The following is a 21140-nucleotide window of genomic DNA, read 5'->3' on the forward strand; positions in this document are numbered from 1 at the left end:
CATGACGTTCGAACTGCTGGCCACCGATGGCAAAGCCCGTCGCGGTCGCCTGACCTTCCCGCGCGGTGTCGTCGAAACGCCGGCGTTCATGCCCGTGGGCACCTACGGCACTGTGAAGGGCATGCTGCCGCGCGACATCGAAGCCATCGGCGCGCAGATGATCCTCGGCAACACTTTCCATCTGTGGTTGCGCCCGGGCATGGAGGTGATCAAGCAGCACGGTGACCTGCATGACTTTATGCAGTGGAAAGGACCGATCCTCACTGACTCCGGCGGCTTTCAGGTGTTCAGCCTGGGCGCCATGCGCAAGATCAAGGAAGAGGGCGTGACCTTCGCCTCGCCGGTCAATGGCAGCAAAGTGTTCATGGGTCCGGAAGAATCGATGCAAGTGCAGCGCGATCTCGGCTCCGACGTGGTGATGATTTTTGACGAATGCACGCCGTACCCGGCTGATCTCGACGTGGCGCGTACCTCCATGGAGCTGTCGTTGCGCTGGGCCAAGCGTTCGAAGATTGCCCATGGCGACAACACCGCCGCACTGTTCGGCATCGTTCAGGGCGGCATGCACCGTGACTTGCGCATGCGCTCGCTGGAAGGGCTCAGCGAAATCGGCTTCGATGGCTTGGCCATTGGCGGCTTGTCAGTCGGTGAGCCTAAGGAAGAGATGATTCGCGTGCTGGACTACCTGCCAGGGCAGATGCCAGCGGACAAACCGCGTTACCTGATGGGCGTTGGCAAACCTGAAGACCTGGTCGAAGGTGTGCGCCGTGGTGTGGATATGTTCGACTGCGTGATGCCCACGCGTAACGCGCGTAATGGTCATCTGTTCGTTGATACCGGCGTTCTGAAAATCCGCAATTCGGCTCATAAGCAAGACAACAGCACGCTCGATCCGACCTGCGATTGCTACACCTGCCAGAACTTCTCCCGAGCCTATTTGCACCACTTGGATAAGTGCGACGAAATGCTCGGTAGCATGTTGAATACCATCCACAATTTGCGTCATTACCAGCGCCTTATGGCTGGTTTGCGCGAGGCTATTCAACAGGGTACATTGGCCGCCTTCGTCGATTCCTTCTATGCCCGGCGCGGCCTCACCACACCGCCGCTGGACTGATCGTTTACCTTATAAAAGAATCTTTAACAGGAGTTTTACATGGGCTTTTTCATTTCCGACGCGCTCGCTGAAACGGCGCCAGCCGCTGCTGCTGGCCCGATGGGCGGCGACAGCATGTCGATCATTTTCCTGGTCGGCTTCATGGTCATTTTCTACCTCATGATCTGGCGTCCACAGGCCAAGCGCGCGAAAGAGCAGAAGAACCTGCTGAGCAATTTGCAGAAGGGCGACGAAGTGGTCACCTCCGGTGGCATCGCCGGCAAGATCACCAAAGTGACTGACGATTTCGTGGTCATCGAAGTATCCGACACCGTTGAACTGAAAATTCAGAAAGGCGCCATTGGTGCCACGCTGCCCAAGGGCACGCTGAAAGCCATCTAAACTCCACCATTTTTACCATTCGACGGGGCGCTAAAGGCGCCCCGCGTCATAAGCGGGCGGCGTCATGCTGAACAAATACCCTCTGTGGAAATACCTGCTGATCGTCGCGGTTCTGGTGATCGGCTTCATTTATTCTGCGCCGAACCTGTACCCGGATGACCCGGCCGTACAGATCAGCGGTGCCAGCACCGCATTGCAGGTCGGCCAGGCTGACCTGGACCGCGCGAGCAAGGCGCTGACCGACGCAGGTATCGAGGTCAAAGCGGCCACCTTGGCTGCGCAGGGGAAGGGCGGTCTGATCCGTCTGGTTAAGAAAGAACAGCAACTGCCGGCCAAAGACGTCATTCGCAAAACGATGGGCGACGACTACGTGGTGGCGCTGAACCTGGCCCAAACCACGCCGACCTGGCTGCGCAACCTGGGCGCCAGCCCGATGAAGCTGGGTCTGGACTTGTCCGGTGGCGTGCACTTCCTGTTGGAAGTGGACATGGACAAAGCGCTGGACGCGCGCCGCAAAGTGTACGAAGGCGATGTGAAGAGCTTGCTGCGCAAAGAGCGCGTGAAATACCGCAGCTTGCCCGAGCAAGATGGTGCCATTCAGTTGGGCTTCAGTGACGATGAGTCGCTGAGCAAAGCGAAAACACTGATCCGCAAAGATTTCATAGATTTCCAGGTGACCGAGGTCGAGCGCAATGGCATGCAAGTGCTGCGTCTGGAAATGACCCCGGCCAAGCTGGCTGAAATTCGCGAATACTCGATCAAGCAGAACTTGACCACGGTTCGTAACCGCGTTAACGAACTGGGCGTGGCCGAGCCGCTGGTCCAGCGCCAGGGTGCCAACCGCATCGTGGTTGAACTGCCGGGCGTGCAAGACACCGCCGAAGCCAAACGTATTCTCGGTAAAACCGCCAACCTGGAGTTCCGTCTGGCGGCTGGCCCTGATGCGACCAAGGCGACCACCGAGTCGTTTGAGTTCCGCGAGCCGGGTCGTCCAGCTGTGCCATTGGAGCGTGGCTTGATCATTACCGGTGATCAGGTTACCGACGCCTCGGCCAGCTTCGATGAGAACGGCCGTCCGCAAGTGAACATCCGTCTCGACGGCCATGGCGGCGAATTGATGAGCCGCGCCACGCGCAGCAACGTCGGTCGCAGCATGGCGGTGATCTTTATCGAGCAGAAGCCGACCACGCGCTACACCAAGCAAATGGTCAACGGTGTCGAGCAAGACGTAGCGGTTCAGACGTTTAAAGAAGAGAAGAAAATCATCAGCCTGGCGACCATTCAGTCGCCATTGGGCAGCCAGTTCCGTATCACCGGCCTGGAAGGCAAGGGCGAGTCGTCTGAACTGGCTCTGCTGTTGCGTGCTGGTGGTCTGGCGGCGCCGATGTACTTCGCTGAAGAACGCACCATCGGCCCAAGCCTGGGTGCGGACAACATCACCAAAGGTATCGATGCGTCCCTGTGGGGCATGCTGCTGGTGTCGCTGTTCATCATCTGCATCTACCGCTTCTTTGGTGTGCTGGCCACTGTGGCATTGGCGTTCAACATGGTCATGCTGCTGGCGCTAATGTCGCTGCTGGGCGCCACGCTGACCCTGCCAGGTATCGCCGGTATTGTGCTGACCATGGGTATGGCGGTGGACGCCAACGTGCTGATTTTCTCGCGGATACGTGAAGAGATTGCCAATGGCATGTCGGTACAGCGCGCGATTCACGAAGGTTTTGACCGCGCCTACGCCGCGATCCTCGACGCCAACCTGACCACGTTGTTGGTCGGCGGCATCCTGTTCGCCATGGGTACCGGGCCTATCAAAGGCTTCGCCGTGACCATGTCGCTGGGTATCGTCACTTCGATGTTCACCGCCATCATGGTTACCCGCGGCATGGTTAACCTGATTTTCGGTGGTCGTGACTTCAAGAAGTTGTGGATTTAAGGGGCCGCTATGAAACGTACGATTAAGTTTATGGCCGTGCGCAACATCGCGTTCGGCTTCACCTTGGTGCTCACCGCTATTGCGCTGTTCAGCCTGTTCACCAAAGGTCTCAACTACGGCCTGGACTTCACCGGCGGTACTTTGATCGAGCTGACTTACGAGCGCGACGCGAACCTGCTGCAAGTGCGTGAAGAACTGCAAAAAGCCGGCTTCAACGATGCGGTTGTGCAGAGCTTCGGCGCTGCGAACGAATTGCTGGTGCGCATGCCGGGGGATGATCCGCAATTGGGCACGCGCGTCGCCGATGCGCTGCGTGCGGTAGACGGCGACAACCCGGCGACCGTGAAGCGCGTTGAATTCGTCGGCCCGCAGGTCGGTGAAGAGCTGCGCGATCAGGGCGGTTTGGGCATGTTGCTGGCCTTGGGCGGCATCATGCTGTACCTGGCTTTCCGCTTTCAGTGGAAGTTTGGTTTGGGAGCAATCGCCTCGCTGATCCACGACGTAATCGTGGCCATGGGTGTGATTTCCTACTTCCAGATCACGTTCGACCTGACTGTACTCGCGGCGGTACTGGCGATCATCGGTTACTCGCTCAACGACACCATCGTGGTATTCGACCGTGTGAGGGAGAACTTCCGTGTGCTGCGTAAAGCCACGCTGGTCGAGAACATCGATATTTCCACCACGCAAACCTTGCTGCGCACCATGGCGACGTCGATTTCGACCTTGTTGGCTATCGGCGCGCTGCTGGTCTGGGGTGGCGATAACCTTTACGGTTTCTCGATTACATTGTTTATCGGCGTGTTGGCGGGTACATACTCCTCGATCTACATCGCCAACGTGGTGCTGATCTGGCTCAAGCTGAGTGTTGAAGACCTGATTCCGCCAGTGTCTTCAGAAGAGGTAGACGAACGCCCATAAGGCGCTTTGTCGACCAGGCCGCGATGGTGCTGAGCAGCCCATCGCGGTTTTTTTTTCGTCGGCAATTTTGAACTGGCTGTAGGAAAAGGACTCCAAGGCTAGGAGAAAGGCGCTACGGCGTCTCGGTGTGAACCAGGAGGTTAACGTGAACAAGTCGATGCTAGTTGGTGCGGTGCTGGGTGCGGTAGGTGTTACCGCCGGAGGTGCTGTTGCAACTTACAGTTTGGTGGGTGGCGGTCCTGAATACGCGCAAGTGCTCGCGGTGGAACCGATCAACGAAACCATCAAGACTCCGCGGCAAGTTTGCAAAGATGTAACCGTCACTCGGCAAAAGCCGGTCAAGGATCAACATCAAATCGTAGGTAGCGTGCTGGGTGCTGTGGCAGGTGGTCTGCTTGGTAACCAGGTCGGCGGCGGCAACGGCAAGAAAATTGCCACCGTTGCTGGTGCTGTCGGCGGCGGTTATGCCGGCAACAAGGTGCAGGAAAACATGCAAGCCAATGACACCTACACCACCACCGAAACCAAGTGCAACACGGTCACCGACACCAGCGACAAGCTGGTCGGCTACAACGTGAAGTACCAGTTGAAAGACAAAGTGGGTCAGGTGCGGATGGATCGCGATCCAGGCAGCCAGATTCCGGTAGACGAGAAAACCGGTCAGCTGATTTTGGGTCAGAATCAGCCGGTCCAGCAGTAAGAAAAAAGCGTCCTTCGGGGCGCTTTTTTTCGCCAATAAAAAAACCGGCGCATGGCCGGTTTTTTTATTGCCCTTAGGCTTAGCGTTTTTGCTGAGCCGACAGGTGCGGCTGAATCGCCGTCAACACTGCCTTGAAGCATTTGGTGTTGCCGGCTACCACGTGGCCCTTCTCCAGGAATTCGTGGCCCCCGGTAAAGTCGCTGACCAAGCCGCCCGCTTCCTGAATCAGCAGCGCGCCTGCAGCCATGTCCCATTCCGACAGACCTGCTTCCCAAAACGCATCGAAACGGCCCGCAGCCACGTAAGCCAGGTCCAGGCTGGCAGCGCCGGCGCGGCGAATGCCGGCGGTTTGGCCGACCAGGCTGCGGAACATGCCGAGGTAGTTATCGAGGCCGTCCATTTGATCGTCACGGAACGGGAAGCCGGTGCCGAGCAGGGCGCCTTCGAGGCTGGTGCGACCGCTAACACGCAGACGACGGCCGTTCAGCTGAGCGCCACGACCACGGCTGGCGGTGAATTCTTCTTGGCGGACTGGGTCGAGCACGACGGCGTGTTCCAGGCGGCCACGGTATTTGCAGGCAATGCTGACCGCAAAGTGCGGGATGCCGCGCAGGAAGTTGGTGGTGCCGTCGAGTGGATCGATGATCCAAAGATAGTCTTCGCCGTCGCCACTGCCTGGGTGTAGGCCGGTTTCTTCGCCGAGGATGGCGTGGGTTGGGTAGGCTTTGCGCAGCGCGGTGATGATGCTGGTTTCAGCGGCGCGGTCCACTTCGGACACGTAGTCCTTGGCGTCTTTTTCGTCGACCTTAATGGTGTCCAGGCGCTCGATGGAGCGGAAGATCAGTTCACTGGCGCTGCGGGCGGCGCGCAGCGCGATATTCAGCATAGGCTGCATGGAGGGTCACCTGGGTCGTTAAAGAAAGCCGAGCATTCTAACAGAAAACCATAGATGAAGAAGGCCCACCTGGCGTGCGCATGGTGTTTGCCGGGGTGCTTCTGTAAGATTTGCCTCCCTTTGTTGTCCGTGTGAGCGCTTTCGTTGCTGGAAAATATCCGCGTCGTTTTGGTCAATACCAGTCATCCGGGCAATATCGGCGGCGCCGCGCGGGCGATGAAAAACATGGGCTTGTCGCGTCTGGTGTTGGTCGATCCGCAAGACTTTCCCAGCCATGAAGCCAGTGCGCGTGCGTCCGGCGCCGATGGCATTCTCGAGACCGCGCAAGTCGTCGCCACGCTCGAAGAGGCGTTGGTCGGCTGCACGCTTGTGCTGGGCACCAGTGCCCGCGATCGTCGTATGCCATGGCCGATGCTGGACCCGCGCGAATGTGGCGTGCACGCCGTGGAGCGCGCCGCCGAGGGTGGTGAAGTGGCCCTCGTTTTTGGTCGCGAATATGCCGGGCTTACCAATGAAGAGCTGCAGCGCTGTCATTACCACGTTCACATTCCGTCGGATCCGGATTTCAGCTCGCTCAATCTCGCTGCCGCCGTGCAAGTGCTCGCTTATGAGGTGCGCATGGCGTGGCTTGCGAGTCAGGGGCAAAGCAAGCGCGCGGAAAAAACCGAAGTGGCGTCGCCGCGCAGCGAGCAGTTGTCGACCATGGACGAGTTGGAGCGGTTTTACGGCCATCTGGAAGCGACGCTGGTGCAGATCGGTTTTCTCGACCCGGAAAACCCCCGGCATTTGATGTCGCGTTTGCGTCGGCTGTTTGCCCGAAGCGCGGTGAGTCAGTCGGAAATGAACATTCTGCGGGGCATTTTGACCGAGACTCAAAAGGCCGCTCGCGGGGAGCCTCATAAGCGGAGAAGTGACGATGTTTGAGCGCGTACGAGAAGACATTCAAAGCGTATTCCACCGAGATCCGGCGGCGCGTAACGCTTTCGAAGTTCTGACGTGCTACCCGGGGCTGCACGCCATCTGGTTGCATCGCCTGTCCGGGTGGTTGTGGTTGGCCGGCTGGAAATGGCTGGCGCGCATGGTGTCGAACTTCGGTCGCTGGCTGACCGGCATCGAAATTCACCCGGGCGCCAAAATCGGCAAGCGCTTCTTTATTGACCACGGCATGGGCATCGTCATCGGCGAAACCGCCGAGATTGGCGACGACGTTACCCTTTATCAAGGCGTGACCCTGGGCGGCACCAGTTGGAACAAAGGCAAGCGTCACCCAACATTGGAAAACGGTGTGGTAGTGGGAGCGGGCGCCAAGGTGCTCGGGCCGTTCACGGTTGGCGCGAACGCCAAGGTTGGCTCCAATGCGGTGGTAACCAAGCCGGTGCCGGCCGGTGCGACGGTTGTCGGCATTCCGGGGCGCATCATCGTCAAGGCTGATGACGAAGCAGAAGCCAAGCGCCAGGCCATCGCCGAAAAGCTGGGGTTCGACGCTTATGGCGTCAGTCCTGACATGCCGGACCCTGTGGCCAAAGCCATCGGCCAGATGCTGGATCACCTCCAGGCTGTAGACGGTCGCCTGGAAGGCATGTGCTCCGCGCTCAAGGCGCTGGGCAGCGATTATTGCGCGAAAGATCTGCCGACATTGCGTGACGAGGACTTCAACGACGTTTGCAAAGGTCTGGACGACAAGCCCGCCGCCTGATGGGCGCCGCTATGCGTTTTTTTGCTATGATTCGCGCCCTTCATTTTGTGCAATCCCGAGTGTTTTAATCGGTCTTATAGTTGACCTAAATACTCGGGAATAGCATACTTACGGCATATTCAGTGATCTTGCGGTACAAGCCATGCGACTGACTACCAAAGGCCGTTACGCCGTGACCGCCATGCTCGATCTGGCGCTTCATGCCCAGCATGGTCCGGTTTCTCTGGCGGATATTTCCGAGCGCCAGGGCATTTCCCTGTCTTACCTCGAGCAACTATTCGCCAAATTGCGTCGCGGAAATCTGGTTTCCAGTGTGCGCGGTCCCGGTGGCGGCTATCAGTTGTCGCGCGATATGGGCGGCATTCAGGTTGTGCAGGTGATCGATGCGGTCAACGAGTCGGTCGATGCCACTCGCTGCCAAGGTTTGAGCGGTTGCCACGATGGCGACACCTGTCTGACCCACCATTTGTGGTCCGACCTGAGCCAGCAAATTCACGAATTTCTTAGTGGTATCAGCTTGGCCGACCTTGTCACCCGTCACGAGGTGCAAGACATCGCCAGGCGCCAGGATCAGCGTCACTGCTCAGGCAGAACGCCACGCATGGATAAAATTGAAGCGTCCGCCATCGATTGAGTAGGGCGCCAGGCTGACCGGCCTACACCTGATTAGGAGACATCAATGAAATTGCCGATTTATCTCGATTACTCCGCGACTACACCGATTGATCCTCGTGTGGCGCAGAAAATGAGCGAATGCCTGTTGGTCGACGGTAACTTCGGTAACCCGGCCTCGCGCTCCCACGTGTTTGGCTGGAAAGCTGAAGAAGCCGTGGAGAACGGTCGCCGTCAGGTGGCTGAGTTGGTGAATGCCGACCCGCGCGAAATCGTCTGGACCTCCGGTGCCACCGAGTCGGACAACCTGGCAATCAAAGGTGTTGCGCACTTCTATAAGAGCAAGGGCAAACACATCATCACCTCGAAGATCGAGCACAAAGCCGTGCTCGATACCACGCGCCAACTTGAGCGCGAAGGCTTCGAAGTGACCTATCTCGACCCGCAGGAAGATGGCCTGATCACTCCGGCTATGATCGAAGCGGTGCTGCGTGAAGACACCATTCTGGTGTCGATCATGCACGTCAACAACGAGATCGGCGTTATCAACGACATCGCGGCCATTGGTGAGCTGACTCGCTCGCGCGGCGTGTTGTTCCACGTCGATGCGGCTCAGTCCACCGGCAAAGTCGATATCGATCTGAGCAAGCTGAAAGTCGATTTGATGTCCTTCTCGGCGCACAAAACTTACGGCCCTAAAGGCATCGGCGCGCTGTACGTCAGCCGTAAGCCACGTGTGCGTCTGGAAGCTCAGACCCATGGCGGCGGTCACGAGCGTGGCATGCGTTCGGGCACCTTGGCCACTCACCAGATTGTTGGCATGGGCGAAGCGTTCCGTATCGCCAAAGAAGAAATGGCTCAGGAAAATCAGCGCATTGCCGCTCTGAGCGAGCGTTTCTTCAAGCAGGTCGACGGTCTGGAAGAACTGTATGTGAACGGCAGCAGCACCGCTCGCGTGCCGCACAACCTGAACCTGAGCTTCAACTATGTGGAAGGCGAGTCGCTGATCATGGCTCTTAAAGACCTGGCGGTTTCGTCTGGTTCGGCCTGCACCTCAGCCTCCCTTGAGCCTTCGTATGTGCTGCGCGCCCTGGGCCGCAACGACGAACTGGCACATAGCTCGATCCGTTTCACCTTCGGTCGTTTCACCACCGAAGAAGAAGTCGATTACGCCGCAGCTAAAGTGCGCGAGGCAGTTACCAAGCTGCGCGAACTGTCGCCGCTGTGGGACATGTTTAAAGAAGGTGTCGATATTTCCAAAGTGGAATGGGCGGCACATTAATTAGCTGCCAATAAGAGCGGCACCTGCTCCTGATGAGAGAGAAATGAATCATGGCTTATAGCGAAAAGGTCATTGACCACTACGAGAACCCGCGCAACGTCGGCAAGATGGACGCGGAAGATCCTGATGTCGGCACCGGCATGGTCGGCGCGCCGGCGTGCGGCGACGTGATGCGTCTGCAAATCAAGGTAAACGATCAGGGCGTTATTGAAGACGCCAAGTTCAAAACCTACGGCTGTGGTTCGGCTATCGCCTCCAGCTCCCTCGCCACCGAGTGGATGAAGGGCAAAACCCTGGATGAAGCCGAAACCATCAAGAACACCCAGTTGGCTGAAGAGCTTGCTCTGCCACCGGTGAAGATCCACTGCTCGGTACTCGCCGAAGACGCCATCAAGGCGGCCGTTCGTGACTACAAGCAGAAGAAAGGCCTGCTCTAACCAGCAGTCGTTTGCGACTAAGGAGTTCTCATGGCTATCAGCATGACCGAAGCGGCGGCCCAACACGTACGCCGCTCCCTCGACGGGCGTGGCAAAGGTGACGGTATTCGCCTGGGTGTTCGCACCACCGGCTGCTCGGGCCTGGCCTACGTCCTGGAGTTTGTCGACGAAGCACAAGGCGAAGACCAGGTGTTCGAAAGTCACGGCGTGAAAGTGATCATCGACCCGAAAAGCCTGGTGTACCTCGACGGTACTGAACTGGACTTCGTCAAAGAAGGTTTGAACGAAGGCTTCAAGTTCAATAACCCCAACGTGCGCGGCGAATGTGGCTGCGGCGAGAGCTTCAACATCTGAGGCTGGCTGTGGGCACCCCTTGTCACTTTGCATTGTTTGACCTGCAACCGAGCTTCCGTCTGGATCTTGAGCAGCTGGCTACGCGATATCGCGAGTTGGCGCGTGGCGTGCACCCCGACCGTTTTGCCGACGCCTCTGAGCGCGAGCAACGGTTGGCGCTGGAGCATTCGGCGAGTCTCAATGAGGCCTACCAGACGCTGAAAAACGCGCCAAAACGGGCGCGTTATCTGCTGGTGTTGCGTGGTCACGAGCTGCCGCTGGAAGTCACCGTGCAGGATCCCGAGTTCCTCATGCAGCAGATGCAATGGCGCGAGGAGCTTGAAGACCTGCAAGACAGCGCCGACCTGGCCGGTGTCGCCACATTCAAACGTCGTTTGAAGGCTGCTCAGGATGAGCTCAACGACCGTTTTGCCGCCTGTTGGGATGAGACTGCGCGCATCGACGAGGCCGAGCGCCTGGTTCGCCGCATGCAGTTCCTCGACAAGCTCAGCTACGAAGTGCGCCAGTTGGAAGAGCGCCTCGACGATTAATTCCGCGCCGCCCAGGCGGCGCGCCTGATGCGCAGACAAGCATGGCATTACTGCAGATCGCTGAACCCGGGCAGAGCCCGCAACCGCATCAACGGCGTTTGGCCGTTGGTATCGACCTGGGCACCACCAACTCGCTGGTAGCGGCGTTGCGCAGTGGCGTTTCGGCGCCAATCGCCGACGCCGATGGCGAGGTCATCCTGCCGTCCGCCGTGCGTTATCACAGCGATCACGTTGAGGTCGGGCGTGCTGCCAGGGCGGCCGCCGCGAGTGACCCGTTCAACACCGTGCTGTCGGTTAAACGCTTGATGGGTCGCGGCCTTGCAGATGTGAAGCAACTCGGTGAGCAGTTGCCTTACCGCTTTGTGGGCGGCGAATCGCACATGCCCTTTATCGAAACGGTGCAGGGCGCCAAAAGCCCGGTGGAAGTGTCTGCCGAGATTCTTAAAGTGCTGCGAGTGCGTGCCGAAGCTGCCTTAGGTGGCGACTTGGTTGGCGCGGTGATCACCGTTCCGGCTTACTTCGACGATGCGCAGCGCCAAGCCACCAAAGACGCCGCCCGCCTGGCTGGCCTCAACGTGTTGCGCCTGCTTAACGAGCCGACCGCCGCAGCCGTGGCCTATGGGCTCGATCAAAAAGCTGAAGGCGTAGTCGCCATTTATGACTTGGGCGGCGGCACCTTCGATATTTCCATTCTGCGCCTGACTGGCGGCGTGTTCGAAGTGCTCGCCACAGGCGGCGATACCGCGCTTGGCGGCGACGATTTCGATCATGCCATTGCGGGCTGGATTGTCGAGCAGGCGGGTATTTCCACCGACATCGCTCCCGGTGAGCAGCGCGGTTTGTTGCAGGCGGCCTGTGCCACCAAAGAAGCGCTGACCGACGCCGATTCTGTGGGCGTCAGCTTCGGCGACTGGAGCGGTGAGCTGTCGCGCGCCCATTTCGATAGCCTTATCGAGCCCATGTTGCAGCGCAGCCTCAAAGCCTGCCGCCGCGCCGTGCGTGACGCAAACATCGAAGTGGATGAAGTCAAAGCTGTGGTTATGGTCGGCGGCTCGACTCGCGTGCCGCGTGTGCGCACGGTGGTGGGCGAGCTGTTTGGCCGCACGCCGCTGACCGATATCGACCCGGATCAAGTGGTGGCCATTGGCGCCGCGATTCAGGCCGACACCTTGGCGGGCAACAAGCGCAATGGCGAAGAGCTGCTTTTGCTAGACGTCATTCCGCTGTCCCTGGGGTTGGAAACCATGGGTGGCTTGATGGAAAAAGTCATTCCGCGCAACACCACGATTCCGGTTGCCCGCGCGCAAGACTTCACCACCTATAAAGACGGCCAGACGGCCATGATGATTCACGTGCTGCAAGGCGAGCGCGAGCTGATCAGCGACTGCCGCTCCCTGGCACGTTTTGAGCTGCGCGGCATTCCGGCCATGGTGGCGGGCGCGGCGAAAATTCGCGTGACCTTTCAGGTCGATGCCGATGGCCTGCTCAGTGTTGCCGCGCGCGAACTGGCGTCGGGCGTTGAGGCCAGCATTCAGGTGAAACCGTCCTACGGGCTCACCGACGGCGAAATCGCCCGCATGCTTCAGGACTCGTTCCAGAACGCCGGCGATGACAAGGTCGCCCGCGTGTTGCGTGAGCAGCAGGTCGATGCGCAGCGCTTGATCGAGGCCGTTCAGGCCGCGCTGGAAGCGGACGGCGAGCGTTTGCTCGACGCCGAAGAGCGCATGGTGATCGACCTGCAGATGCAGGAGTTGAGTGAATTGATGAAAGGCTCGGATGGTTACGCCATCGAGCAGCAGACCAAGCGCCTGTCGCAGGTCACCGACGCCTTTGCTGCCCGCCGTCTGGACTCGACGGTGAAAGCCGCGCTGGCAGGGCGCAATCTGAATGAAATCGAGGACAACTGATGCCGCAGGTTATTTTTCTGCCCCACCCGAAATTTTGTCCTGAAGGCATGGTTGTCGAGGCTGAGCCGGGCACTTCCATTCTGGACTTGGCGCACGAGCACCATATTGAAATGGAAAGCGCCTGCGGCGGCGTTTGCGCCTGCACCACCTGCCATTGCATCGTGCGCGAAGGGTTCGATTCGTTGGACGAGGCGGATGAGCTGGAAGAAGACTTCCTTGATCGCGCCTGGGGGCTTGAGGCTCAGTCGCGTCTGGCCTGTCAGGCTATCGTCGGCACCGAAGACATCACTGTCGAAATCCCGAAATACTCGCTCAACCACGCCGCCGAAGCGCCGCATTGATTCAAGGAAGTGTCATGAGTCTGAAGTGGACTGATGTTCTGGAAATCGCCATTCAACTGGCCGACAGCAAGCCCGATGTGGATCCGCGCTACGTGAATTTCGTCGACCTGCAACGCTGGGTCGCTGCTTTGCCTGAGTTCAGCGACGATCCGCAACGCGGTGGTGAGAAAGTACTGGAGGCCATTCAGGCTGCGTGGATCGAAGAAGCAGACTGAATTTACCCTCGGTTTGGCGCGCCACAGCTGGGCGCCGGCCCTACGCATTTGACAGGAACCCGCGTATAATTCGCGGGTTTAATTTTTGGCTTAACTCATAGTTTCTGGAGCTTCACATGGCTGTTCAACGCACTTTCTCCATCATCAAGCCCGACGCCGTTGCTAAAAACGTAATCGGCGAAATCGTTACCCGTTTCGAAAAAGCCGGCCTGCGCGTCGTTGCTTCGAAAATGAAACAACTGTCCAAAGCTGAAGCTGAAGGCTTCTACGCTGAGCACAGCGCCCGTGGTTTCTTCGGCGAGCTGGTTGCTTTCATGATCTCCGGTCCGGTTGTTGTTCAGGTTCTGGAAGGCGAAGACGCCATTGCTAAAAACCGCGAACTGATGGGCGCTACCAACCCTAAAGAAGCTGCTGCCGGCACAATCCGCGCTGACTTCGCCGACTCGATCGACGCTAACGCCGTTCACGGTTCGGACTCCGAAGCCGCTGCTGCTCGCGAAATTTCGTACTTCTTCGCTGCAACCGAAGTAACTGCACGTACTCGCTAATCTGCGAACGGGCGAGGGTGAAGACATGACTGAAGCTACCGGCAAAATCAATCTCCTGGGTCTGACCCAGCCTGAGATGGAACAATTCTTCGACTCTATCGGGGAGAAGCGTTTTCGTGCCGGTCAGGTGATGAAGTGGATTCACCACTTTGGCGTCGATAACTTCGCCGCCATGACCAATGTCGGCAAGGTCTTGCGCGAAAAGCTCGAGGCCCGTGCCGAGATTCGTGGTCCGGAGGTGGTGAGTGAAGACATCTCCACCGACGGAACCCGCAAATGGGTCGTGCGTGTGGCCTCTGGCAGCTGTGTCGAGACCGTCTACATTCCCCAAGGCAGTCGCGGCACCCTCTGCGTTTCATCGCAGGCCGGTTGTGCGCTGGACTGCAGTTTCTGCTCCACCGGTAAACAAGGTTTCAATAGCGATCTGACGGCGGCCGAAATCATCGGCCAGGTGTGGATCGCCAACAAATCGTTCGGCAGTGTGCCGGCGAAGATTGATCGCGCCATCACCAACGTGGTGATGATGGGCATGGGCGAACCGCTGTTGAACTTCGACAACGTAGTCGCCGCCATGCACCTGATGATGGACGACCTCGGCTACGGCATTTCCAAGCGCAAGGTGACGTTGTCCACCTCGGGCGTGGTGCCGATGATCGACAAGCTCGGCGAAGTTATCGATGTGTCCCTGGCCCTGTCGCTGCATGCGCCCAACGATGCGCTGCGCAACACACTCGTGCCAATCAACAAGAAGTATCCTCTGGCGATGTTGCTCGCTGCCTGCAAACGCTACGTCGCCCGGCTCGGCGAGAAGCGTGTATTGACCATCGAATACACCTTGCTCAAAGACGTCAACGACCGCAGCGAGCACGCTGAAGAAATGATCGAGCTGCTCAAGGACATTCCTTGCAAGATCAATTTGATCCCGTTCAACCCTTTCCCCCATTCCGGTTACGAGCGGCCGAGTAACAACAGTATTCGCCGCTTCCAAGACCTGCTGTATAAAGCAGGGCACAACGTCACCGTGCGCACCACGCGCGGCGAAGACATTGATGCCGCTTGCGGGCAACTGGTTGGTCAGGTCATGGATCGCACCCGCCGTAGCGAGCGCTACATTGCTGTGCGCCAACTGAGCAACGAGGCTGACGCGCCACGTACCGCTGCAAACCGAACCTAAGGTAGGACACCTATGACATTGCGCACTGCGCTGCTGCTTCTGTTCACTGGCTTACTGTTTGGCTGTGTCTCGACGGGTCAGGTCGACCCGATGAAAACCGACAAAGGGCGTGACGAAGCGCGTGATGCGTATATTCAACTGGGCATCGGCTACCTCAATCAGGGCAACACCGAGCAGGCCAAGGTGCCGTTGAAAAAGGCCCTCGAACTTGACCCAAGCAATGCCGACGCCAACGGCGCGCTCGCCATCCTGTTCCAAACCGAAATGGAGCCGGAACTGGCCGATGAGCATTTTCGTAAAGCCATTTCCAGCCGCCCAGATCCCCGTTTTCTGAATAACTACGGTGCATTCCTGTATGAGCAAGGCCGCTACCAGGAAGCCAAAGAACGTTACCTCGAAGCGGTGAAAGACAACATGTACCCGGAGCGCTCGCGGGTTTTCCAGAACCTCGGTCTGGTGTCGTTGAAACTCAACGACCGCGCCGAGGCCAAACAATACTTCGAGCGCTCGATTCGCCTGAACAAACGTCAGGCGCGCCCGCATTTGGAGTTGGCCAAGCTGGCCTATGAAGACAAGGAATACGTGCCCGCGCGCAAGTATTACGACGCCTTCAGCAAGATCACCGAACAAAATGCTGAAAGCCTGCTGCTTGGCGCTCGACTGGCCAAGATTTTCGATGACCGTGACAAAGCGGCGACGCTTGGCCTGCAGCTCAAACGTCTCTATCCCGGTACGCCGGAATACAAGCAATACATGTCGGAGCAATGATGAAAGCGGTGCATCCAGAAGCTCTAGCGGTCCCTCGCAGTAACCCCGGCGAGACGCTGCGTAAAGCCCGCGAAAACCGAAACTGGTCGCTGGCCGACGTGGCCGGTCAGCTCAATCTGACCACCCAACGCCTTACCCAATTGGAAGCCGGACAGTTCGATCAACTGCCGGGCCACACCTTCGCGCGCGGCTATGTGCGTGCCTACGCAAAACTGCTGGGCATGGATCAAACACTGATCGTCCAGGAGTTCGACCAATACACCGGCACCGATGCCACCGGCAGCAGCGTGCATGGCCTCGGGCGCATCGAAGAGCCCATGCGCCTTTCGCAAAACCTGCTGCGTATCGTCTGTCTGTTGCTGTTGTTGGCAATGGTGGCGGGTGGTTTCTTCTGGTGGCAGGACCAGTCAGCGGGGCGCACCACCGAAACAGGCGGCATCAGCCTGGGCCATGTTGAAGTCGATGGCGCCGATGGCAAAACTGAAATTCACCCGTTGGACGAGCCGGAAGATCAGGCGGTGGTCGACGCCGAAGGCGCCGAAGAAGCCGTGCCGGCGGAAGTGTCGCCTGAAGTGGCGATGCAGCCGGAAGCACCTGTCGCTCAAGCCCCGGTTACAACGCCCCCAGTCACAACCGCGCCAGGCGCAACGGCTCCGTCCGTAGCGAGCCCTGCACCGGCCGCTCCCGCTTCCGCGCCGTCACCTACACAAGCGCCCGCCGCCCCGGCTGCGCCTGCAGGCCAGACACCTCAGGCCCCGCCCGCTGCGCCGGTAGTGGCCGCTGCTGGTGAAGGCGTTGTGGCGTTGGATTTCAGCGCGAACTGCTGGATTCAGCTCACCGATGGCAACGGCAAGGTTGTGGTCAGCGGTTTGAAACGCGCCGGCGAAAAGCTCGAAGTCTCTGGCAAAGCGCCGCTTGAACTGCGCCTGGGTTATGCCCGCGGCGCGCAAGTGCGCTTCAACGGTCAGACCGTTGACGTAGCGCCGTTCACCAGTGGCGAAACCGCCCGTATCAAGTTGGGACAATAAGCATGCACGCCGAATCGCCAATCATCCGTCGCGTCTCGCGCAAGATCTGGGTCGGTTCCGTACCGGTTGGCGGTGACGCGCCGATTGCCGTACAGAGCATGACCAACACCGATACTTGCGACGTGGCCGCCACGGTCGATCAAATCCGTCGTTTGGAAGAAGCCGGCGCCGACATCGTGCGCGTCTCCGTGCCGGACATGGACGCCGCCGAAGCCTTCGGCAAAATCAAATTGCAGAGCAATGTGCCGCTGGTGGCCGACATTCACTTCGACTACAAGATTGCCCTGCGCGTGGCTGAGTTGGGTGTCGACTGCCTGCGTATCAACCCAGGCAATATCGGCCGCGAAGACCGCGTTAAAGCCGTGGTCGAAGCCGCGCGAGATCGTGGCATTCCAATCCGCATCGGCGTGAACGCCGGCTCGCTGGAAAAAGACCTGCAAAAGAAATACGGCGAACCGACCCCTGAAGCGCTGGTGGAGTCGGCCCTGCGCCACGTCGAACATCTCGACCGCCTGAATTTCCCCGACTTCAAAGTCAGCGTCAAAGCGTCTGACGTATTCATGGCCGTGGCGGCATATCGCCTGCTGGCCAAGCAAATCGAGCAACCGCTGCACCTGGGCATCACCGAGGCTGGCGGCTTGCGTTCGGGCACGGTGAAGTCGGCTGTGGGCCTGGGCATGCTGCTTGCCGACGGAATTGGCGATACCATCCGCATCTCGCTGGCGGCAGACCCTGTGGAAGAGGTGAAGGTCGGTTACGACATCCTCAAATCCCTGCGGTTACGCTCGCGTGGCATCAACTTTATTGCGTGTCCAAGCTGCTCTCGCCAGAACTTCGACGTGGTGAAAACCATGAACGAGCTGGAAGGGCGCCTGGAAGACTTGCTGGTTCCGCTGGACGTGGCCGTAATCGGCTGTATCGTCAACGGTCCTGGCGAGGCCAAGGAAGCCCATATCGGCCTGACTGGCGGTACGCCGAATAACCTGGTGTATATCGACGGCAAGCCCGCTTCAAAGCTGACTAACGAAAATCTGGTGGATCAGCTTGAACAGATGATTCGCCAGAAAGCGGCCGAAAAGGTCGAAGCCGACGCAGCGCTTATTGCCCGCGGCTAATAAGACGATTCTAAGGATTCTGTGTGAGTAAGTCCCTGCAAGCCATTCGTGGCATGAACGACATCCTTCCGGAGCAAACCCCGCTCTGGCGCTACTTCGAAAACAGCGTCGCGGGACTGCTCGACGGCTACGGCTATCGCCAAATCCGCATGCCCATCGTCGAGGCGACCGAGCTGTTCAAACGCTCCATCGGCGAAGTAACCGACATCGTCGAAAAAGAGATGTACACCTTCGACGACCGCAACGGCGATTCCCTGACCCTGCGCCCCGAAGGCACCGCCAGCTGCGTTCGTGCCGTGCTTGAACACGGTATTTCTGGCGGTGGCCAGGTGCAGAAACTCTGGTACATCGGTCCGATGTTTCGCCATGAGCGTCCGCAAAAAGGACGCTATCGCCAGTTTCATCAAATCGGCGTGGAGGTGTTCAACCTCGACGGTCCGGACATCGACGCGGAACTGATCATCCTGACCTGGCGTTTGTGGGGCCTGCTGGGCATCCGCGAAGCGGTGAAGCTCGAGCTCAACAGCCTGGGTACCAGCGAAGCGCGCGCCACTTACCGTGATGCGCTGGTGAACTACCTGTCGGCGCGTGCCGATCAGCTCGATGAAGACAGCAAGCGTCGGCTGCACAGCAATCCGTTGCGCGTGCTCGACAGCAAAGTGCCGGAAACCCAGGCGCTGCTGGTTGATGCACCGAAACTTGCCGACTACCTCGACGACGCCTCGCGCCTGCACTTCGAAGGCTTGAAGACGCGTCTGGATGCCGCCGACATTCCGTATGTGCTCAACAGCAAGCTGGTGCGTGGTCTGGATTACTACAGCAAAACCGTTTTCGAATGGGTCACCGACAAACTCGGGGCGCAGGGCACCGTGTGTGCCGGCGGTCGCTACGACGGCCTGGTCGAGCAAATGGGCGGCAAGCCCACTGCCGGCGTGGGTTTCGCCATGGGTATCGAGCGCTTGATTCTGCTGCTTGAAACCCTGGAAAAAGTACCGGAAGAAATTGCACGGCAAGTCGACGTGTACTTCTGTGCATTTGGCGACGCGGCTGAGCTGGCCGGGCTGCAATTGGCCGAGCGTTTGCGTGATCAGGTTCCGGGCCTGCGCCTGGTGGTTAACGCCGGTGCCGGCAGTTTTAAAAGTCAGCTCAAGAAAGCCGACAAGAGCGGGGCGTTGTTCGCCGTGGTGCTGGGCGAAGACGAACTGGCTCAGCAAGTGGTAGGTTTCAAACCGCTCCGAGGTCAGGGCGAACAAGAAAATATTGCCTGGGATGCTCTGGCCGAGCACCTGGTAACCCGCTTGCAACAGGCGTGACAGCGGGTTCAAAACACAACCGGTGTGAACACCAGGTTTGAGCATTCAGCAGGTTTAAGGAGCATTGGCGTGTCGAGTACCGAAGACGAACAACTGGCGGACATCAAGGATTGGTGGAACCGCAACGGCAAACCTCTGCTGACCGGCGGCGTGCTCGCCCTGGCAGTCGTGGCGGGCTGGAATTACTGGCACAAGTACCAGACCAGCCAGGCGCAAAACGCCTCGATGCTTTATCAGCAGCTGCTGGAAACTACCTTTGATCCAGCTGGCAAGCCCGATGTCGCCAAAGTGGCCGAGCTGTCCAATAAGCTCAAAAGCGATTACGCAGGTACCTATTACGCCCAGTACGCCAGTCTGTTCGCCGCAAAAATTGCGGTGGATGCCGGCAAGCTGGACGATGCGGCAGCAGAGTTGAAAGCTGTGGTCGACAAGCCTGTTGATTCCACTCTTCAGGAACTCGCACGTCAGCGTCTGGCCCGTGTTCTTGCTGCTCAGAACAAAGCTGACGAAGGGCTCAAGCTGCTTGATGGCGATGCGGAAAAAGCGTTCGTTGCCAGCCGCGAAGAGCTTAAAGGCGACCTGCTGGTCAAAGTTGGCCGTGCCGACGATGCCCGTGGCGCTTACGAAAAGGCCAAGGCGGCCCTGTCCGATGAAGCGGCAGTGGGTGGCTTGCAAATGAAGCTCGACGATCTGGCCAAAGGGGATGCGTGAAGTGATGCGCTGGAAATATGCCGCACTGCTGGCCCTGGCCGTTCTTGCCACGGGTTGCAGCAGCACTAGCAAGAAAGAACTGCCACCAGCCGAGCTGCCTGACTTCACCGAAGAAGTTGAGCTGAAAAAAGAATGGAGCCGCTCGATTGGCGATGGCCAGGGCGACACCTTCAACATGCTGGTTCCCGCCATTGATGGCGACACCATCTTCGCCGCTGACGTAAACGGCGAAGTCATGGCCATTAACCGTTTCTCCGGCGACAAGCTGTGGGAAACCGACCTCGACCTGCCGGTATCGGGTGCCGTTGGCGCCGGTAGCGGTTTGGTACTGGTCGGCACCCTGAAAGGCGAAGTGGTTGCCCTGGACGGTGCGACCGGTGAAGAAAAATGGCGCGCCAAGGTCACCAGCGAAGTGCTGGCACCGCCGGCTACTAACGGTGATGTGGTCGTGGTGCAAACCCAGGACGACCGCATCATTGGCCTGGAAGCCAGCAGCGGCGCTCAGCGCTGGATCTACGAAAGCACCCCAGCTGTGCTGACGCTGCGGGGCACCGGCGCCCCTGTCGTCAACGACCGTTTGGCCTTCGCCGGCCTGTCCACCGGTAAGGTTATCGCTCTCGACACCCAGCGCGGCTTGCCGGCATGGGAACAGCGCGTTGCCGTACCACAAGGTCGCTCCGAGCTGGACCGCGTGGTCGATATCGATGGCGGCTTGCTGCTCTCGGGCAACACCCTGTACGCAGTGACCTACAACGGTCGCGTCGCTGGTCTGGATGCGAGCAATGGCCGCATCATCTGGCAGCGCGAAGCGTCGAGTAACGTCGGTCTGGCCGAGAGCATCGGTAGCGTTTACCTCTGCCTGGCCAATGGCACGGTGGAAAGCGTCGATGAGCGTTCCGCTTCGGCGCTGTGGAGCAACGAATCCTTGGCGCGCCGCGAGTTGTCGGCGCCGGAAGTGTTCTCCAGCTACATTGCCTTTGGTGACTTCGAAGGCTACTTGCACTTGGTCAGCCAAGTAGACGGTCGTTTTGTCGGGCGTACGCGCATCGACAGCGACGGTCTGCGTGCTCGGCCATTGGTGGTCGCCGACTGGCTGTATGCCTTCGGTAACAGCGGTGAGTTGGTTGCGCTGACCATCAAGTAGGCGTGGCTCAGCGGGCGG

24 protein-coding genes are annotated in these 21140 nt (G+C 58.9%); 23 read left to right on the plus strand and 1 reads right to left on the minus strand.

The genetic code is table 11. The annotated features are described in order from the left end of the window. Position 1: 1 nt before the first annotated feature. The 5 genes from tgt (at position 2) to ACZZ0Q_RS04955 (ending at position 5052) form a co-directional block, all read left to right on the plus strand. Positions 2-1117 (plus strand): tRNA guanosine(34) transglycosylase Tgt, encoded by a 1116-nt coding sequence (gene tgt, locus ACZZ0Q_RS04935; RefSeq protein WP_463542233.1) that lies wholly within the window; start codon positions 2-4, stop codon positions 1115-1117. Positions 1118-1156: 39 nt separating this feature from the next. Then, positions 1157-1498: a preprotein translocase subunit YajC gene (yajC, locus tag ACZZ0Q_RS04940; protein WP_463539887.1), complete on the plus strand. Its 342-nt coding sequence runs from the start codon at positions 1157-1159 to the stop codon at positions 1496-1498. A gap of 64 nt (positions 1499-1562) precedes the next feature. Beyond that, on the plus strand, positions 1563-3431 hold the full coding sequence (gene secD, locus ACZZ0Q_RS04945; protein WP_122494112.1) for a protein translocase subunit SecD: 1869 nt from the start codon (positions 1563-1565) through the stop codon (positions 3429-3431). 9 nt (positions 3432-3440) lie between these two features. Then, positions 3441-4352, plus strand: a complete 912-nt coding sequence (secF, locus tag ACZZ0Q_RS04950; RefSeq protein WP_463539886.1) for a protein translocase subunit SecF — start codon at positions 3441-3443, stop codon at positions 4350-4352. A gap of 145 nt (positions 4353-4497) precedes the next feature. Beyond that, the gene (locus ACZZ0Q_RS04955) at positions 4498-5052 is read left to right on the plus strand and encodes a glycine zipper 2TM domain-containing protein (protein ID WP_463539884.1); all 555 of its coding nucleotides are present in this window, start codon (positions 4498-4500) and stop codon (positions 5050-5052) included. A 79-nt stretch (positions 5053-5131) separates the two neighbouring features. Here the strand turns inward: ACZZ0Q_RS04955 and suhB are convergent, their stop codons facing one another. Continuing rightward, entirely contained in the window at positions 5132-5947 is an 816-nt protein-coding gene (gene suhB / locus ACZZ0Q_RS04960) for a type III secretion system regulator SuhB (protein ID WP_463539883.1), read from the minus strand. Between the two features lie 144 nt (positions 5948-6091). Here suhB and trmJ point away from each other — a divergent pair, with 144 nt between their 5' ends. The 18 genes from trmJ (at position 6092) to bamB (ending at position 21122) form a co-directional block, all read left to right on the plus strand. Then, a complete protein-coding gene (trmJ, locus tag ACZZ0Q_RS04965; RefSeq protein ID WP_463539882.1) occupies positions 6092-6871 on the plus strand; it encodes a tRNA (cytosine(32)/uridine(32)-2'-O)-methyltransferase TrmJ in 780 nt (259 codons plus the stop codon). Beyond that, a complete protein-coding gene (gene cysE / locus ACZZ0Q_RS04970; RefSeq protein ID WP_122494107.1) occupies positions 6864-7643 on the plus strand; it encodes a serine O-acetyltransferase in 780 nt (259 codons plus the stop codon). The genes trmJ and cysE overlap by 8 nt, the downstream gene beginning before the upstream one ends. Before the next feature lie 142 nt (positions 7644-7785). Then, the gene (gene iscR, locus ACZZ0Q_RS04975) at positions 7786-8277 is read left to right on the plus strand and encodes a Fe-S cluster assembly transcriptional regulator IscR (protein WP_122452570.1); all 492 of its coding nucleotides are present in this window, start codon (positions 7786-7788) and stop codon (positions 8275-8277) included. Positions 8278-8322: 45 nt separating this feature from the next. Next, entirely contained in the window at positions 8323-9537 is a 1215-nt protein-coding gene (locus tag ACZZ0Q_RS04980) for an IscS subfamily cysteine desulfurase (RefSeq protein WP_122452571.1), read from the plus strand. A 50-nt stretch (positions 9538-9587) separates the two neighbouring features. Continuing rightward, a complete protein-coding gene (iscU, locus tag ACZZ0Q_RS04985; protein ID WP_108095972.1) occupies positions 9588-9974 on the plus strand; it encodes a Fe-S cluster assembly scaffold IscU in 387 nt (128 codons plus the stop codon). Positions 9975-10004: 30 nt separating this feature from the next. Then, entirely contained in the window at positions 10005-10328 is a 324-nt protein-coding gene (iscA, locus tag ACZZ0Q_RS04990; RefSeq protein WP_122494105.1) for an iron-sulfur cluster assembly protein IscA, read from the plus strand. Positions 10329-10336: 8 nt separating this feature from the next. Further along, positions 10337-10858: a co-chaperone HscB gene (gene hscB / locus ACZZ0Q_RS04995; RefSeq protein ID WP_463539881.1), complete on the plus strand. Its 522-nt coding sequence runs from the start codon at positions 10337-10339 to the stop codon at positions 10856-10858. 41 nt (positions 10859-10899) lie between these two features. Then, entirely contained in the window at positions 10900-12765 is a 1866-nt protein-coding gene (gene hscA / locus ACZZ0Q_RS05000; RefSeq protein WP_463539880.1) for a Fe-S protein assembly chaperone HscA, read from the plus strand. Continuing rightward, complete coding sequence (gene fdx, locus ACZZ0Q_RS05005) at positions 12765-13106, plus strand: ISC system 2Fe-2S type ferredoxin (protein WP_463539879.1); 342 nt, start codon at positions 12765-12767, stop codon at positions 13104-13106. The genes hscA and fdx overlap by 1 nt, the downstream gene beginning before the upstream one ends. Before the next feature lie 14 nt (positions 13107-13120). Continuing rightward, the gene (gene iscX / locus ACZZ0Q_RS05010; RefSeq protein WP_463539878.1) at positions 13121-13321 is read left to right on the plus strand and encodes a Fe-S cluster assembly protein IscX; all 201 of its coding nucleotides are present in this window, start codon (positions 13121-13123) and stop codon (positions 13319-13321) included. A gap of 116 nt (positions 13322-13437) precedes the next feature. Continuing rightward, complete coding sequence (ndk, locus tag ACZZ0Q_RS05015; RefSeq protein WP_108095966.1) at positions 13438-13869, plus strand: nucleoside-diphosphate kinase; 432 nt, start codon at positions 13438-13440, stop codon at positions 13867-13869. Between the two features lie 25 nt (positions 13870-13894). Next, a complete protein-coding gene (rlmN, locus tag ACZZ0Q_RS05020; RefSeq protein ID WP_463539877.1) occupies positions 13895-15043 on the plus strand; it encodes a dual-specificity RNA methyltransferase RlmN in 1149 nt (382 codons plus the stop codon). A gap of 12 nt (positions 15044-15055) precedes the next feature. Beyond that, positions 15056-15811: a type IV pilus biogenesis/stability protein PilW gene (pilW, locus tag ACZZ0Q_RS05025; protein WP_463539876.1), complete on the plus strand. Its 756-nt coding sequence runs from the start codon at positions 15056-15058 to the stop codon at positions 15809-15811. After that, a complete protein-coding gene (locus ACZZ0Q_RS05030; protein WP_463539875.1) occupies positions 15811-16839 on the plus strand; it encodes a helix-turn-helix domain-containing protein in 1029 nt (342 codons plus the stop codon). The genes pilW and ACZZ0Q_RS05030 overlap by 1 nt, the downstream gene beginning before the upstream one ends. A gap of 2 nt (positions 16840-16841) precedes the next feature. Then, positions 16842-17954 carry a flavodoxin-dependent (E)-4-hydroxy-3-methylbut-2-enyl-diphosphate synthase gene (ispG, locus tag ACZZ0Q_RS05035; protein ID WP_463383629.1) on the plus strand — a complete coding sequence of 371 codons (1113 nt, stop codon included), beginning with the start codon at positions 16842-16844 and terminating at the stop codon, positions 17952-17954. Positions 17955-17977: 23 nt separating this feature from the next. Next, positions 17978-19267 carry a histidine--tRNA ligase gene (gene hisS / locus ACZZ0Q_RS05040; RefSeq protein ID WP_463539874.1) on the plus strand — a complete coding sequence of 430 codons (1290 nt, stop codon included), beginning with the start codon at positions 17978-17980 and terminating at the stop codon, positions 19265-19267. A gap of 69 nt (positions 19268-19336) precedes the next feature. Further along, positions 19337-19978 carry a YfgM family protein gene (locus ACZZ0Q_RS05045; RefSeq protein ID WP_463539873.1) on the plus strand — a complete coding sequence of 214 codons (642 nt, stop codon included), beginning with the start codon at positions 19337-19339 and terminating at the stop codon, positions 19976-19978. Continuing rightward, positions 19971-21122: an outer membrane protein assembly factor BamB gene (bamB, locus tag ACZZ0Q_RS05050; RefSeq protein WP_122494096.1), complete on the plus strand. Its 1152-nt coding sequence runs from the start codon at positions 19971-19973 to the stop codon at positions 21120-21122. The genes ACZZ0Q_RS05045 and bamB overlap by 8 nt, the downstream gene beginning before the upstream one ends. The last annotated feature ends 18 nt before the right edge of the window (positions 21123-21140 follow it).

The sequence above is a fragment of the Pseudomonas sp. AC070 genome (assembly GCF_979258635.1).